The sequence below is a fragment of the Rhodococcus rhodochrous genome, from assembly GCF_900187265.1.
Taxonomy (GTDB): Bacteria; Actinomycetota; Actinomycetes; order Mycobacteriales; family Mycobacteriaceae; genus Rhodococcus; species Rhodococcus rhodochrous.
In genome coordinates this window covers 4,772,531-4,787,224 of the sequence record NZ_LT906450.1, presented here as the reverse complement: position 1 = coordinate 4,787,224, position 14,694 = coordinate 4,772,531, and the positions used below count along the sequence as shown (strand labels likewise).

General features: G+C 64.3%; 15 protein-coding genes. 4 read left to right on the top strand and 11 right to left on the bottom strand.

Going from position 1 to position 14,694, the window contains the following annotated elements; translation table 11 throughout:
* The 3 genes from CKW34_RS21885 to CKW34_RS21875 all read left to right on the top strand — a co-directional run bounded on the left by CKW34_RS21885 (position 1) and on the right by CKW34_RS21875 (position 2,993).
* Positions 1-1,284, top strand: a complete 1,284-nt coding sequence (locus CKW34_RS21885; RefSeq protein ID WP_059382853.1) for an MFS transporter — start codon at positions 1-3, stop codon at positions 1,282-1,284.
* Positions 1,285-1,363: 79 nt separating this feature from the next.
* Positions 1,364-2,206 carry an enoyl-CoA hydratase-related protein gene (locus tag CKW34_RS21880; protein WP_059382854.1) on the top strand — a complete coding sequence of 281 codons (843 nt, stop codon included), beginning with the start codon at positions 1,364-1,366 and terminating at the stop codon, positions 2,204-2,206.
* Positions 2,207-2,300: 94 nt separating this feature from the next.
* The gene (locus CKW34_RS21875; protein ID WP_024102151.1) at positions 2,301-2,993 is read left to right on the top strand and encodes a GTP pyrophosphokinase; all 693 of its coding nucleotides are present in this window, start codon (positions 2,301-2,303) and stop codon (positions 2,991-2,993) included.
* An 85-nt stretch (positions 2,994-3,078) separates the two neighbouring features.
* On the opposite strand, the gene CKW34_RS24565 is transcribed toward CKW34_RS21875, so the two are convergent.
* From CKW34_RS24565 to CKW34_RS21850, 5 genes are all read right to left on the bottom strand, one after another.
* A complete protein-coding gene (locus CKW34_RS24565) occupies positions 3,079-3,996 on the bottom strand; it encodes a hypothetical protein (RefSeq protein ID WP_174479637.1) in 918 nt (305 codons plus the stop codon).
* Positions 3,989-4,537 (bottom strand): LpqN/LpqT family lipoprotein, encoded by a 549-nt coding sequence (locus tag CKW34_RS21865; RefSeq protein WP_059382856.1) that lies wholly within the window; start codon positions 4,535-4,537, stop codon positions 3,989-3,991. The genes CKW34_RS24565 and CKW34_RS21865 overlap by 8 nt, the downstream gene beginning before the upstream one ends.
* Positions 4,534-5,268, bottom strand: coding sequence for a hypothetical protein (locus CKW34_RS21860; protein WP_231921768.1), 735 nt, complete (start codon positions 5,266-5,268; stop codon positions 4,534-4,536). The genes CKW34_RS21865 and CKW34_RS21860 overlap by 4 nt, the downstream gene beginning before the upstream one ends.
* A 209-nt stretch (positions 5,269-5,477) precedes the next feature.
* Entirely contained in the window at positions 5,478-6,476 is a 999-nt protein-coding gene (locus CKW34_RS21855) for a hypothetical protein (RefSeq protein WP_095092061.1), read from the bottom strand.
* The gene (locus CKW34_RS21850) at positions 6,473-6,772 is read right to left on the bottom strand and encodes a hypothetical protein (protein ID WP_228044709.1); all 300 of its coding nucleotides are present in this window, start codon (positions 6,770-6,772) and stop codon (positions 6,473-6,475) included. The genes CKW34_RS21855 and CKW34_RS21850 overlap by 4 nt, the downstream gene beginning before the upstream one ends.
* 230 nt (positions 6,773-7,002) lie before the next feature.
* Between CKW34_RS21850 and CKW34_RS21845 the strand changes: the two genes are divergently transcribed.
* Positions 7,003-7,428 carry a putative quinol monooxygenase gene (locus CKW34_RS21845; protein ID WP_231921767.1) on the top strand — a complete coding sequence of 142 codons (426 nt, stop codon included), beginning with the start codon at positions 7,003-7,005 and terminating at the stop codon, positions 7,426-7,428.
* A 287-nt stretch (positions 7,429-7,715) separates the two neighbouring features.
* On the opposite strand, the gene CKW34_RS24385 is transcribed toward CKW34_RS21845, so the two are convergent.
* The 6 genes from CKW34_RS24385 to CKW34_RS21820 form a co-directional block, all read right to left on the bottom strand.
* Entirely contained in the window at positions 7,716-8,537 is an 822-nt protein-coding gene (locus CKW34_RS24385; protein ID WP_155419005.1) for a hypothetical protein, read from the bottom strand.
* A 43-nt stretch (positions 8,538-8,580) separates the two neighbouring features.
* The gene (locus tag CKW34_RS21840) at positions 8,581-9,714 is read right to left on the bottom strand and encodes an IS630 family transposase (RefSeq protein ID WP_059384845.1); all 1,134 of its coding nucleotides are present in this window, start codon (positions 9,712-9,714) and stop codon (positions 8,581-8,583) included.
* Positions 9,715-11,001: 1,287 nt separating this feature from the next.
* A complete protein-coding gene (locus tag CKW34_RS21835) occupies positions 11,002-11,982 on the bottom strand; it encodes a hypothetical protein (protein WP_095092060.1) in 981 nt (326 codons plus the stop codon).
* The gene (locus CKW34_RS21830; protein WP_228044709.1) at positions 11,979-12,278 is read right to left on the bottom strand and encodes a hypothetical protein; all 300 of its coding nucleotides are present in this window, start codon (positions 12,276-12,278) and stop codon (positions 11,979-11,981) included. The genes CKW34_RS21835 and CKW34_RS21830 overlap by 4 nt, the downstream gene beginning before the upstream one ends.
* Positions 12,279-12,506: 228 nt before the next feature.
* The gene (locus CKW34_RS21825) at positions 12,507-13,355 is read right to left on the bottom strand and encodes a 3-hydroxybutyryl-CoA dehydrogenase (RefSeq protein ID WP_026061655.1); all 849 of its coding nucleotides are present in this window, start codon (positions 13,353-13,355) and stop codon (positions 12,507-12,509) included.
* Between the two features lie 65 nt (positions 13,356-13,420).
* Positions 13,421-14,578 carry an acyl-CoA dehydrogenase gene (locus CKW34_RS21820; RefSeq protein ID WP_006553691.1) on the bottom strand — a complete coding sequence of 386 codons (1,158 nt, stop codon included), beginning with the start codon at positions 14,576-14,578 and terminating at the stop codon, positions 13,421-13,423.
* Positions 14,579-14,694: the final 116 nt, after the last annotated feature.

Genomic DNA, 14,694 nt, shown 5'->3' with positions numbered 1-14,694 from the left:
ATGAGGGCATGGCTGGTCTGGGGTATCGGAGTCTTCGCCTACATCGTCGCCGTCCTTCATCGGACGGCGTTCGGTGTCTCCGGACTCGCCGCCACCGAACGCTTCGAGATCTCGCCGTCGGTGCTGTCCGGCTTCGTCGTCCTGCAGCTCATCGTCTATGCGGGGATGCAGATCCCGGCCGGTGTACTGCTCGACAGGTTCGGTTCGCGGCGGATGATCGCGACCGGCGCCGTGATCCTCGCTGTCGGCCAGGCGATCCTCGCCGTCACCGAGTCGCTGCCGGTCGCGTATCTGGCTCGTGTGCTGGTCGGTGTGGGTGACGCCCTGACGTTCATCTCGGTGCTGCGGCTCGTGCCGGTGTGGTTCGCTCCGCGTCGGGTTCCTGTGGTCTCGCAGTTGACGGGCATCTTCGGTCAGCTCGGCCAGGTGCTGTCGGCGGTGCCGTTCGTCCTGCTGCTCACCGGCACCGGATGGACGGCCGCCTACGGCAGCGCTGCGGCGCTCGGCCTGTTCGCGTGCGTCCTCGTGTTCGCGATCGTGCGCGACACCCCGCCCGGTGAGGCGCGGGAGGTCACCGCGTCGGGGCTGCGCGAGGTGATCGGCGGACTCGGCACGGTGTGGCGGCGCCCCGGCACCAAGCTCGGCTTCTTCACCCACATGGGCACGCAATTCTCGGTGACGACCTTCGCGCTCATGTGGGGCGTGCCGTATCTGGTCTCCGCGCAGGGTCTGTCACCCGCGGCGGCCGGTTCGATGCTGACCGTCTCGGTGGTCACGGCCATCTCGGCCGGACCGATCCTCGGCGTGCTGTCGGGACGCTTTCCGACCAGACGCTCGTGGCTCGTGCTCGTGATCATCCTCGCCAGCGCCGTGACGTGGTCGGCGGTGCTCGCCCTGCCCGGGCCCGCACCGCTGTGGCTGCTCGTGGTGCTGGTCGTCGTCATCTCGGTGGGCGGCCCGGGATCGATGATCGGCTTCGACTACGCCCGCACCTTCAATCCCGGGACCGCGCTGGGCACGGCCAACGGCATCGTCAACATCGGTGGCTTCCTCGCGACGCTGCTGGTCGTGCAGACGATGGGCATCGTGCTCGACCGGCTCGGCGGTTACACCTTCGAGGCCTTCCGCGTCGCGTGGTTCGCGCAGTACCCGATCTGGGGGATCGCGCTCGTCGGTGTGCTCGTGACCCGAGGACGCGCCCGCCGCGAGGCCGGCATCGAAGCGCGTTCGTTGCGGGCCGTCGTCGTCGACCGACTCGGTCGCGGCAAGCGTGAGTCCCGCTGAGTCCCGAAGTGCTATTTAACGATCGCTAGAAGTCCTATCATCGGGCGCTGAACGACCGACAGCGAACCGAGGAGACGACGTGACAGAGACCGGTACCGAAAACGATGTGTTGCTCGAGCGCCACGGCTCCGTCGCGGTCATCCGGCTGAACCGTCCCGCTCGCCTCAACGCGTTCACCGACGACATGGGTGAACGGCTCATCTCCCTCTTCGACGAGACCGATGCCGACGACGACGTGCGGGCGGTCGTGCTCACCGGCACCGGCCGCGGGTTCTGCGCGGGCGCCGACCTCGCGGCCGGTGGCGACACCTTCGTCCTCGGCGAGGACCCCGAAACCGGTGGAACTCCGCCCGACCTCGGTGGTCGCGTCACGCTGCGCATCTACCGGTCGCTCAAGCCGGTGATCGCCGCCATCAACGGCCCGGCTGCGGGCGTGGGCGTCACCATGACCCTCCCGGCGGACATCCGCATCGCCGCCGACACCGCCAAGTTCGGGTTCGTCTTCACCCGCCGCGGCCTGGTCCCGGAGGCCTGCTCCACCTGGTTCCTGCCCCGCGCCGTCGGCATCTCGACCGCCGTCGAATGGACCGTCGGTGGTCGCATGGTGCCGGTCGCGGAAGCGCACGAACGTGGTCTCGTCCGCGAGGTCGTGCCCGCCGACAGGGTGCTGGAGCGTGCCCTCGAGATCGCGGAGGACCTCGTCGCCGGCACCGCGCCCGTCTCCGTCGCGTTGACCCGGCAGTTGATGTGGCGGATGCTCGGTGCGCCCGACCCGGAAGTCGCGCATCGGGCCGAGTCGATCGGTATCCACGTCCGGGGCACCTCCGGCGACGTCCGTGAGGGCGTGGAGTCGTTCCTCGAGAAGCGCGACCCGAAGTTCCCCGATCGGATCTCGGACGGTCTGCCCGACCTGTTCGAGTGAGGTATCCGGCATAACTGCAGGTCGAGGAGGTGGGAACCGCCCGTCGTCGTCGGACTGGCAGACTCGATCCCGGAAGCAGTCGAGGAGGAATCGAGTGAAGACGACGGTGGGCGAACCCGAACCGGGACTACCGACACCGGACGACGTGCAGGCACCGCTGGTCGCAGTGGAGCATCTCGCGCAGGATCTGCGACGCGCACTCATGGTGTACAAGTTCGGCATCGACGAGATGATGACGAAGATCAACATCCTGCGCGAGGAGTTCACCTACGCCCGCGAATACAACCCGATCGAGCACGTGAAGTCGCGGTTGAAGAGTCCCGAGTCGATCCTCGCCAAGGCGGAACGGAAGGGTGCGCCCGCCTCGCTCGACGGCATCCGCGAGGCCGTCCGCGACATCGCCGGTATCCGCATCACGTGCAGTTTCACGTCGGACGTCTACCGGATCATCGACATGATCACGAGCCAGCTCGACGTGACGGTCGTCGAGATCGAGGACTACATCGCGCGCCCGAAGCCCAACGGGTACAGCAGCGTGCACGTCATCGTCCAGATCCCGGTGTACATGTCCGACCGGGTCGAGCGCGTCTACGTCGAACTGCAGATCCGCACCGTCGCCATGGACTTCTGGGCGAGTCTGGAACACAAGATCTACTACAAGCACGACCGCGAGGTCCCGGACGAACTGCGCGAGGAACTCCGCCTCGCCGCGGAGACGGCGCGCGATCTGGACCTGCGGATGGAAGCACTGCACCGCCGCGTCCACGGCCCGAACAACGGAAACTGACCGAGGTACGCAACATGGGGTGAAGGCTCGCAACGTGGTCGGTCACTGTCGGCGTTGCGGACCCACCACCGGTGTTGCGTACCCATCACCATTCCCACTGTTGACGCGGAATCTTCCGTGCGATGCGTAGGCGTTCCCGCACCGGAAGGGGACGAAGGAGTTCTGGGCCCTCGGGTGTCGTGACGAGATGGCAATCGTCGGGACACCGATGGAGGCGGTCGACGAGCCCGACCAGCGCGTTGGGCTCGCTGACGAGAACGTACGCCATCACGGTGAAGGCACCCGGCTGGTCGTGAGGCACGCGCGGACGTGTCACGCTGAATCCCGGAACACGGAACCTGATGAGCGGATGGTGTATCTCCGCACCACGAGACGTCACAGTGTAGACGTCGGGCACGATCTGCTCGATGTCCTCCCACCGGACGAATACATCCGACACTGCGCGACGGTAGAGCCAACTCGTGCGACGCTGAATGCCGTCTGTATAGAGGTACAGACCTCCACGTGGTCGCAACAGAAACGGAAGGGCACCGGCGAGGACCACGGCCAAGGTCGTCCACATCCAGAAAGACCCGTCCGGAGGGTGAGAATCGGAAGGCCCGTTCATCCCTCGTCGCTCGTCGGCTGAACGGATGCCGATCGCCACTATTGCAGTGACGAAGGACAGCCAGAAGGCCGCGTGCGCGTAAAGCAACCGTTGATAGGGAATTTCGATTCCAGGTCCATGGGTGTCGTCGTGACAGTGCCGGATCCCGGGGTGCAATCCGATCCGCTGGAATCCTGCCATGTGGAACATGTGTGCTGCGGGCAGTATGACCACTGCGGCGATGAACAAGGAGTCGATCATCGAGGTCGAATGATCGTCACCGGCACCCCAGGCCAGCACCGTGACGGCGAGCCAGACCGGAATGGTTCCGAGGGCGAACAAGAACGGCCGGAAGCGTTGCGGCCATACAGGATCGAATTGGTGCTGTACAGAAGAGTCTCCGGCAGGGTCACTCACGTGGCCTTCCCTCCTGCCGCACGATCAGACTTTCGTGGATTGTGTGAATGTGAACGTCGAGCGACCCGAGACTGTCGGAGCGTGCGGTTGCCGTCAGTTGCGTCAGGTAGCGGTCGTACTCGTGGTCGATCACGAGGTATCGCGTCACGGCGGTGTACTCGACGTCGTCCACTCGATAGGAGCCTTGGATGATCACCGATCGGTGCCCGCGGAAATCGGATGTGTCGAGGAGCGTCTCCCTCCACGCGGGCAGTTCGCGAGCTTCACGCGCCGCGACCTCCAGTAGTTCGTCCGTCGGCCGCCATTTCGACAGTGCGCCGTGGAGGAGGACGGCGTTGGGCACCCAATCGTCCGCGACGTGCTCGGGAGCCACGAGAACCGTATGTGCATGCGGAAAGACATCGCGAGGGAGAACTATCCAACCCTCCGGCGCCTGGAGTTCCGGTTGCGGGTGCCGCGGATCGTCCGGGCTGCAGGGGTTCAGTTCGACTTCGTGTGCTGCGAGGTAGTCGGAGAGCGTCGTCTGAAGCGAAGCGTTCATCGAGACGCCTCCTGGTGGCGTGCCATCCGGAATCGCTCTCGTAATGGCGGTGGTCTGAGAAGTTCGGCCGCGTCTTCCCGAGCGAGGAGCGTGCGGTCGTGCGGCCGTTCGCTCATTCGTCGTATCAGGCTCAGTAGGGTGTTGGGTTCTGCGATGAGCCAGGTGCAGACGATGGCGAGAGTGTGTTCTTCGTCGTGGGGGATGCGCGCTTCGGGCGGAATCTGCCCGGTCGTGTGGATGTGGATCATCGGAGTGCGGACGTCGCCGGATCCGGAACGGGTCACGATATCCGTTCCGATGATGCCTTCGATAGCGTCCCAACGCACGAACTGCACGGTGGCATTGTTTCGTCGGAGCTTGCGAGAGCGCACGACTCTTTCGATTCCTTGCGGGTACAACCCCACTGTTGTTGGGAGCCGGAACCATGCGAACACTGCCGATGCGATCAGGGCGACGACCCCACCCACGAACATGAAGATTGCAGTGGCGTGAGGGTCGCGACCGTAAGGCAACTCGGATTTGTCGGTGATGTAGATGTTCAGCGCCGCTACGGCCAGGCATCCGAGCCCGACCACGACGAGCAGGACCATGAAAATAGTTAGAGGCGTAAATCCTCCGGGAACAACGATTCCCGTGCCATGTTCCGGATGCCTGTAACTTCTGATGCGTGGGGAATACAGGATATGTCGAATCCCTCCGAGTCTGACACACATCACGCCCATGAGCAGCATTGCTGCTCCGTACAACAGCGAACCGATCGTGGATACCAACTCCTCGTGGAGGATACTCACAGAACTGTCAACCAGACTCCACGTAGCGAAGACCAGAACACATACCCCCGCTATGCACCATCCGATTCGAAGACGTTGCGGCCAACAGGGCGCGTCGGAGGAACTATCGGCGCGAACGTGATTCCGGTCTTCCGGCGTGCCTTCGGTCGTCACCACAACTCCTGGATCCTCTTGGATGTGTACCACGTGGCAAAGCCCCCGAACACAAGCCCGACAGCGAAGCCGGCGGCGGTGCCGACCCCTGGAACGACCGAGCCGGTCGCAGCGCCGATAGCCGCGGTAGTTCCCTTCGACGCCAGGAATGCACCGACCATGCCGACAACGGTTCCGGCGCTCTCGGACACCACCGCCTCGGTGGGATCCATGCCTCCCTTGATGTCGTTGACGATCGCAGGAACGGTGCCTACTGCAGCGGCAGCCGGGTTCATTCCACGCGCGATGTTGCGTGCGACATCGTCGCCCGAGGCCACGGCCGCGTCGGTCAGGAGTTCCTTGGTAGCTCCGGACATTGCGCCGATGGTCGACGCTGCGATGGTCGATGCCCAGTCAGGCCACCAGGAGAACTCGCCGTTCTCGTTCTGCACGACCTTCCCCGGCGCCGCGGCATCCCGGGCTGCTTCGAGTACCGCAACGGCGGCGGTGATGCGATCGGCAGTTTCCGTCGCGGCTCGCGACGCCTGTTCGAGAGCGCCGGTGACGGCGTGGGTCAGTTCCGTTGCTTCGTGTTCGAGACGTGCACGGGCCTCTGCGACGGCTTCGGCCGGCAGTATCGCCGAGAGGATCTGGATCTGGTCGGAGGGGTCGACGGTGCCGTCGTCGTGCACGGTGAACCCGGACTGTTCGGCGCCGCCCACGACCGACAGGAGGTGCAGGCGGGTGCCTTCGACGAGCCACGCGCCGGTGCGGTACGCCTCCGCGACCTGCAGGAGGGCTTCGGCGATGGCGCTGCCCAATGAGCGTTCGCGGACCACTCGCGCGGCGGCGGCACGCGCGGCGTCGCCGGACCATCGCTCGGCGAGCACATCCTGCTCGGTGAGCAGACCTTTCATGCGGTCGTCGAGTGTGTCGACGAGCACGTCGAGGTGGTCGGCGGTGATTCGCAGCGCGTCGGGATTCCAGGACCGGATGGCGGCGACTCCCGGTCTCATCCGTGCTGATCCATCGCCGAGAGTGCAGCCACGAAGTCCGTCTCTGCGACGACGTAGTCGTTCGCGGCGCCGTCGGTGATGTCGACGATCTCGCGCAGGCGACTGCACACGTTGCCGAGTGCTTGATCGGTGGCGGTGAAGGCTCGTGCGCAGACGGCCGCGAATTCTGTTCCGGGAAGTGCTGATTGCGACACGGCATACGGTTCGCCGACGTCCCAGTCGTTCATCGCGTCGGCGGTGTCCGCAACGAAGGTTGCGAATGTGCGCAGCGCTTCAGGATCTACGTGCAATGTCACCACTGCCCCCCGACAGAATCCCCCGATACGTCCGGGTCGGGACGATAGCAGACGGCGCCCTCACGGAGCCGGAGCGGACCGTCGGGCGACTTCGAGCGGGGCATCGGTCGTACGCGAGGTACGCAACACGTAGTGAAGGTTCGCAACGCCGGCAGTTGCTGGCCGTGTTGCGAACCCGGAACTGTTGTTGCGTACCTCCCGGTTGTGTGCGCGCTGGCGTGACGAGGTGCGTGCTGCGCGAAATCGTCTACCCTCCGACTGAATTCTCCGATACGCCGCGCGTGACGGTAGCAGAGATCGGTCGGGGTGCCGTGGAAGGAGCCGAGATGTCCTACGTCCGTCTCAGGGGAGAACTGCTGTGCCACAGCGAGGCCGAGCGTGAGATCATGCTCGGCCATCTGCAGTGTCATATTGACCTGACGCGCGCCGAACCCGGTTGTGTCTCGTTCGAAGTCCTGCCGACCGACGACCCTATGGTGTGGCGCGTCGAGGAAACCTTCGTCGACGTCACCGCGTTCGAGATGCATCGAACGCGGGTGGCCCGCAGTGAGTGGGGACGGCTGACCGTCGGTATCGGGCGCCGGTACGAGATCGAGGGTGCGGATACACAGACGCCCCCGCCGTTCCGAGAAGGAACGGCAGGGGTGTCCGAGTGAGGCCTACTTGTAGTCGTCTGAATCGAAGCGTTCATCGAGACGCCTCCTGGTGGCGTGCCATCCGGAATCGTTCTCGCAAAGTCGGTCCCAGAAGGTCGGTTGTGTCCGGCTGTCACTACAACTCCCTGAATCATTTTGAATGTGTACGGCGTGGCGGCGCTGTCTCTGGGGTGACGAACCGGTCGTCACTTGCTGCGGCAGGGGATCGAGGTACGCAACATGCAGTGAGGGTTCGCAACGCCGTCAGTTACTGGCCGCGTTGCGAACCCGATGTTGCTGTTGCGTACCTACCGGCTGTTCCCGTGCTGACGCGACGGCTTGCGTGCTGCGCGGAATCGTTCCCGCAGCGGCGGAGGGCACAAGAGTTCGACTGCATCGGATTTCGTGAGGAGTTCGCGATCGCACGGATTCTCTACCAGACGTTCCAAAAGCGCGAACAGAGTGTTGGGCTCCACAGCGAGCTGGTGGGCCATGACCGCCACTCGACACTCCGAATCATGTCGAGTCCGAGCTTCTGGTGGAATCGGTTCGTTCGTATGAAGATCGATTACCGGGTGGACCGTAGTTCCACCACCGACTCCGAGGCTACCTACCCCAATCCGGGCAATACCTTCCCAGGACAGGGAGATGTCGAATACCTGTTTTTTGAAGAAGACTCGACGACGTACGTAGCGGCGTACACCTCGTGGGCTGATGTACAGGGTCGTCTCGAAACGGATGGAGACGATCAGGACCGCGATCAGGCCCATGCCGGCGGCGCATACCGCTATGAAGAGGGCACTCTCACTGTTGTCTCGGTTGATCGGCAACAGTGCTTCGCCGAGGCCGCTGTGCCATGTGAATGCTGCTGCGGAACCATAGGCGGCCAACCCCAGCATGACTGCGACTGTTGTCCACACTTCGGTTCTTCGTGTTGGGATGCTGATACCCGGACCGCGGTCGCGATCGTGACGAAATCTGATGTCCCGGTGCGGTCGAAGGTCCCGAAGACCCGCACGCCGAAACGAGGATCGGGCGATGACGAACAGCGCAATCGAGCCGCCTGCCGCACCGAGTGTGACTTGGAAGTCGTTCGTTCGGATCGTGTCCTGGACGAATGCGAAGCTCACGCAAGCTGCGATAAGCAGCGCAATCGACAGAACTAGTGCCGCATCACGCAACGTTTGCCCTGTCGACGATCTCCCGTAGCTGTTGATCCTCGGCGTGCTTGTTGCGCCAGATGATGTAGCGACGGATCATCGACGCTTGCTCCCGGTGACTGCCGTGGTCGGTGCCATCGAGCGCGAAGTACCGCAGCGCGGTGAACTGCGCCTCGATCCGGTTGAGCCACGAACTGTTCGTCGGGGTGTACGCGATCTCGACGTTGTTCGCCTCTGCCCACAGACCGACCCGTTGGCACTTCCTCGTGGTCAGGTGCGGCGAGAAGTTGTCGCACACGATCGCGATACGAACCTCCGCCGGGTAAAGAGTGCGCAGGTAACGGCAGAACTCGAGGAACGTGGAGCGGTTCTTCGTCGTCTTGACGTGCCCGTACAGCTTGTCCTTGCCCAGGTCGTACGCGGCGAACAGATGCCGCACCCCGTTCGGACGGGTGTAGGTCGCCCGCCGCCGGCGCCGCGGCTCCCGGTCCGGGTCCTTGTGCCTGCCGCCACGCTGCGCCCACTGCCGGCCCGGATGCGGCTGCAGATTCAAGGGACCGAACTCGTCGAGACAGAAGATCGCCTGTGGCTCATCGGGATCGGACACGACATCGCCATCGGCGATGGCATACAGGTGTTCGACCCGAGCCTTCTTCACCGCGTAATCGGGGTCCCGAGATCTCTTCCAGGTCTTCACTTTTTGAAAGGAGACACCCTCCTCGCGGAGCAGCACGCGCAGACCCTCGTGGCTGATGTCGTCGACCACCCCCTCGGCGACCAGGAACTCGGCGAGTTTGGTCAGACTCCAGGTCGAGAACGGCAGATCGTGCTCGGCGGGGGCGGACTTGGCGATCTTCTTGATCTCCCGGCGCTCCGGCAGGGTGAACTTTTTCGGCCGGCCGCCGGCGTACTTCGGGTACAGCGAGTCGAATCCGTCGGCGTTGAAGTTGTGGATGACATCACGGACCCGGTCGGCGCTGGTGAAGCTGACCTCGGCGATCTTCGGTACCGGCATGCCCTGGGCCGAGAGCAGGACCATCTGGGCGCGCCGCCAGGTCACCACCGATCCGGTGCCGCGGCGGATGATCCGTACCAGCCGTCTGCCTTCGTCGTCACCGATCTCTCGCACGCGTACTCGTTCTGCCACTCGACCAGGCTGACCGATCCCGTGGCCGACACGCCGCAACCGGTCGGCGTGTCGGCCAGAACGGGCAAAGGTTCACGGGTGCGGCACTAGTGGCACTATCCTGAGCGGTTGTGGCCAGGGCGCTTCGGATGGCGTCGATCGGATGTTGTCGACAAGTTCGTCAGGTGTCCGAACTTTTTTCCTCGCTTCAACAAGCACCTCGCTCGTACGTGAGGGGTGAGATCATTTCCACACCTACTGGCCAAGACCTGAAACCGCGAAATGACCTGGGACTCCGGCCGGTGGATTCTCTGACGCGTCCGCGCGCAACCTACGTGTTTCCTCACCGCGTCGTGTGAGCAATTCTGGCTTCACGAAGCCGTTTTCGAAGCGGGGGAGGGCGGAGCAGTTCGACTGCCCCCCTTTGTCCTACATAGCTCCGCTGATCCGGATTCGTCCGTAGGTGTTCGAGAAGCGCGAAAAGTGTGTTCGGCTCCGCCACCAGTTGATGCGCTGTAATGCTTACGGGGTGGGTCGAATCATGCCCGGTGCTCGAAGTGTCGGCTCCAGTTGCGCTGTAAAGGTGGATGATCGGCCGACCCGCGGATCCTGTACGTGGTGGTAGTTCCCTGGGTTCTATGCGACCGATATCGTCCCAGGGTAGGAAAGTCGAATCATCTCGTACAGAGAGGAATGATCGTCGCCTCCGAAGTCGCTCCACCCCGGACGGAAAGATCCTTAATTCGGTTGTTGCGCGGAAGGCGAAGACAAAGAGCGCAAGAGCGGTCATGACGATTGCACCGGCGAGTAGAAGCACGGCACCGGGGAGTGTGTCGCGACCGGAAGGCATCAGGGACTCGCCGAATCCCAGGAACCATCCAAGTGAAGCGGAAGCACCATATGCGGCGGTGCCGAAAAGGATTCCCGAGAGGATCCGGGTGTTCGATTTTCGAACCGGGATCGCCAAGCCGCGTCCTCGCACGGGATCCTCATGAACCGTAATCGACCGGGATAACCCGAGATATCGGATTCCGGCATCACGGATGCCGATGATGAAGAGCGAAATTGCTAGTGCTGTTCCACCTGCGAAGCCGACGAAGTAGGTAGCGTCCCCACGCTCGGCGCCCTGGAAAGACGAGTATGCGAGAAGGATTGCAAGACTGAACATGGCGACGGAGAAAACGGCATCTGTGCAGCGAAGGCACTGAGGCCATGCCTGGTTGTCGTCCGGAAGGCCGACGGGCATCGTCGGGTGCTGGTGTTGCATAAGTCTGGCCCTGTTCCTTTCAACGCGGTGGACGACTCGAATCAATGCAGTGCTGCTTGTAGAACCTTGGAGGTCAACCAGGAAATGGAAGCGCCGGCCACCGCGCCCGCCACCAGTCCGACTGCGGTTCCGATCCCCGGCGCGACAAGGGATCCAACAAAAGCTCCGGCCTTCAGGCCGCCCCAGTAGCCGAGCGCAGCGCCGGCGCCTTCTGTTACGACTGCCTCGGCAGGATGCATCCCTCCTTCGATGTCGTTGACTATCGCTGGGACCACTCCGAGTGCCGCCCCAGCCGGCCCGAGCTTTTGCGCGACTCCACGGGCGAGGTCGTCACCGGACGCTGTTGCTGCCGCTGTAAGACCCTCTTTCGTTCCGTCGGCCATCACGCCGATGGTGGAGGCTGCCGTCGTAGCTGCCCAGTCAGGCCACCAGGAGAACTCGCCGTTCTCGTTCTGCACGACCTTCCCCGGCGCCGCGGCATCCCGGGCTGCTTCGAGTACCGCAACGGCGGCGGTGATGCGATCGGCAGTTTCCGTCGCGGCTCGCGACGCCTGTTCGAGAGCGCCGGTGACGGCGTGGGTCAGTTCCGTTGCTTCGTGTTCGAGACGTGCACGGGCCTCTGCGACGGCTTCGGCCGGCAGCATCGCCGAGAGGATCTGGATCTGGTCGGAGGGGTCGACGGTGCCGTCGTCGTGCACGGTGAACCCGGACTGTTCGGCGCCGCCCACGACCGACAGGAGGTGCAGGCGGGTGCCTTCGACGAGCCACGCGCCGGTGCGGTACGCCTCCGCGACCTGCAGGAGGGCTTCGGCGATGGCGCTGCCCAATGAGCGTTCGCGGACCACTCGCGCGGCGGCGGCACGCGCGGCGTCGCCGGACCATCGCTCGGCGAGCACATCCTGCTCGGTGAGCAGACCTTTCATGCGGTCGTCGAGTGTGTCGACGAGCACGTCGAGGTGGTCGGCGGTGATTCGCAGCGCGTCGGGATTCCAGGACCGGATGGCGGCGACTCCCGGTCTCATCCGTGCTGATCCATCGCCGAGAGTGCAGCCACGAAGTCCGTCTCTGCGACGACGTAGTCGTTCGCGGCGCCGTCGGTGATGTCGACGATCTCGCGCAGGCGACTGCACACGTTGCCGAGTGCTTGATCGGTGGCGGTGAAGGCTCGTGCGCAGACGGCCGCGAATTCTGTTCCGGGAAGTGCTGATTGCGACACGGCATACGGTTCGCCGACGTCCCAGTCGTTCATCGCGTCGGCGGTGTCCGCAACGAAGGTTGCGAATGTGCGCAGCGCTTCAGGATCTACGTGCAATGTCACCACTGCCCCCCGACAGAATCCCCCGATACGTCCGGGTCGGGACGATAGCAGAAGGCGACAGACATCGGTCGTACGCGAGGTACGCAACACGTGATGAAGGTTCGCAACGCCGGCAGTTACCGGCAGTGTTGCGAACCCGGAACTGTTGTTGCGTACCTCCCGGCTGTTCCGGATACGCAGACGCCCCTGCCGTTCCGAGAAGGAACGGCAGGGGCGTCCGAGTGAGGCCTACTTGTAGCTGTAGAAGCCCTCGCCGGTCTTGCGACCCAGGCGACCCGCGTCGACCATGCGACGCAGCAGTGCCGGGGGTGCGTAGTGCGGCTCGGCGAACTCGTCGTACAGCGACTGCGCGGCGTTGAGGGTGATGTCGAGGCCGACGGTGTCGATGAGGGTCAGCGGACCCATCGGGTAGCCGCAGCCACCCTTCATCGCGGCGTCGATGTCTTCCTTCGTCGCGTATCCCGACTCGAGCATGCGCACTGCCGAGCACAGGTACGGGATGAGCAGGGCGTTGACGATGAAGCCTGCACGGTCGCCCGCGCGCACGGCCGTCTTGCCGAGGGTGTTCTTCGCGTAGTCGAACACCGTGTCGGCGGTGGCCTCGTCGGTGGTGAGCGCCGAGATGATCTCGACGAGCGGCATCACCGGCACCGGGTTGAAGAAGTGCACGCCCACGACCTTGCCGGGCCGCTGCGTCGCCTGCGCCATTTTGATGACGGGGATCGACGACGTGTTGGTGGCGAGGATGCCCTCGGGCTTCACGATCTTGTCGAGCTCGGAGAAGATCTCCACCTTGAGCGACTCGATCTCGGGTGCGGCCTCGACGACGAGGTCGCGGTCGGCGAACTCGTTCAGGTCGAGCGTGACGCGGATCCGTCCGAGGACCGCGTCGGCGTCCTCCTGCGTGATCTTGCCGGACTTGACGCCACGTCCGATCGACTTCTTCAGACGCTCGCGCGCCGCGGCGGCGAACTCCTCGGTGGTCTCCTTGACGAGGACGTCGCTACCGGCCTTGGCGCACACCTCGGCGATACCGGCACCCATGGTGCCGCCGCCGATCACGCCTACCTTTTCCACTGCCACTGCCACTGCGGTAACTCCTGATCGCTTCGATGTTCCGGGGGTAACCTACGCGACCGGTGTCAGCGCAGCAGAGCGCGCGACATGACGACGCGCTGGATCTGGTTGGTGCCCTCGTAGATCTGGGTGATCTTGGCGTCGCGCATCATGCGCTCGACCGGGAAGTCGGTGGTGTAGCCGGCGCCACCGAACAGCTGCACGGCGTCGGTGGTGACCTCCATCGCGACGTCCGACGCGAAGCACTTGGCGGCGGCCGAGATGAAGCCGAGGTTGGGCTCGCCGCGCTCGGCGCGGGCAGCGGAGGTGTAGACCATCAGGCGTGCGGCCTCGACCTTCATCGCCATGTCGGCGAGCATGAACTGCACACCCTGGTTGTCGGAGATCGGGCGGCCGAACTGCTTGCGGTCCTTGACGTAGGCGGTCGCCGCGTCGAGGGCGCCCTGGGCGAGGCCGACGGCCTGCGCACCGATGGTGGGGCGGGTGTGGTCGAGGGTCGCGAGAGCGGTCTTGAAGCCGGTGCCCGGCTCGCCGACGATGCGGTCGCCGGGGATGCGGCAGTTCTCGAAGTACAGCTCGGCGGTGGGGGAGCCCTTGATGCCGAGCTTCTTCTCCTTCGGTCCGACGACGAAGCCCTCGTCGTCCTTGTGGACCATGAAGGAGGAGATGCCGTTGGCGCCCTTCTCGGGGTCGGTGACGGCCATGACGGTGTACCAGGTGGACTTACCACCGTTGGTGATCCAGCACTTGGAGCCGTTGAGGATCCAGTCGTCGCCGTCGGCCTTGGCGCGGGTGCGCATGGAGGCGGCGTCGGAGCCGGCCTCGCGCTCGGACAGCGCGTAGGAGGCCATCGCGCCGTTGACGATGTCGGGGAGGACCTTGGCCTTGAGTTCGTCGGAGCCGCGGAGGATCAGGCCCATGGTACCGAGCTTGTTGACGGCGGGGATCAGCGAGGAGGAGCCACATACTCGGGCGACCTCTTCGATGACGATGCAGGCGGCGATCGAGTCGGCGCCCTGGCCTTCGAACTGCTCGGGCACGTGGATAGCGTTGAAGCCCGACTTGTTGAGGGCGTCGAGGGCCTCCTGCGGGAAGCGGGAGTTCTCGTCGACGTCCTTGGCGTAGGGCGCGATTTCCTTCTCGGCGAGCGCGCGGATGGCCTCGCGCAGAGCGTCGTGCTCCTCGGAGAGCTTGAACAGGTCGAAGTCGGGATTGAGGGCCATGACGGCGGACTCCTAACGGCACGCGGTGCCAGATTTGCGAGCGTAGCTCCCTCGAGGATAGCGAGGCGAGGGTTCGCGACGTGACGGAATGAGTCGATTGTAACCACGGCACTCAG

Bases quoted from the DNA above. Each gene is read 5' to 3' on its own strand.
- CKW34_RS21820 (WP_006553691.1), bottom strand. From the start codon at position 14,578: ATGGCCCTCAATCCCGACTTCGACCTGTTCAAGCTCTCCGAGGAGCAC.
- CKW34_RS21885 (WP_059382853.1), top strand. From the start codon at position 1: ATGAGGGCATGGCTGGTCTGGGGTATCGGAGTCTTCGCCTACATCGTC.
- CKW34_RS21865 (WP_059382856.1), bottom strand. From the start codon at position 4,537: ATGAACGCTTCGCTTCAGACGACGCTCTCCGACTACCTCGCAGCACAC.
- CKW34_RS21860 (WP_231921768.1), bottom strand. From the start codon at position 5,268: ATGCTGCTCATGGGCGTGATGTGTGTCAGACTCGGAGGGATTCGACAT.
- CKW34_RS21855 (WP_095092061.1), bottom strand. From the start codon at position 6,476: ATGAGACCGGGAGTCGCCGCCATCCGGTCCTGGAATCCCGACGCGCTG.
- CKW34_RS21835 (WP_095092060.1), bottom strand. From the start codon at position 11,982: ATGAGACCGGGAGTCGCCGCCATCCGGTCCTGGAATCCCGACGCGCTG.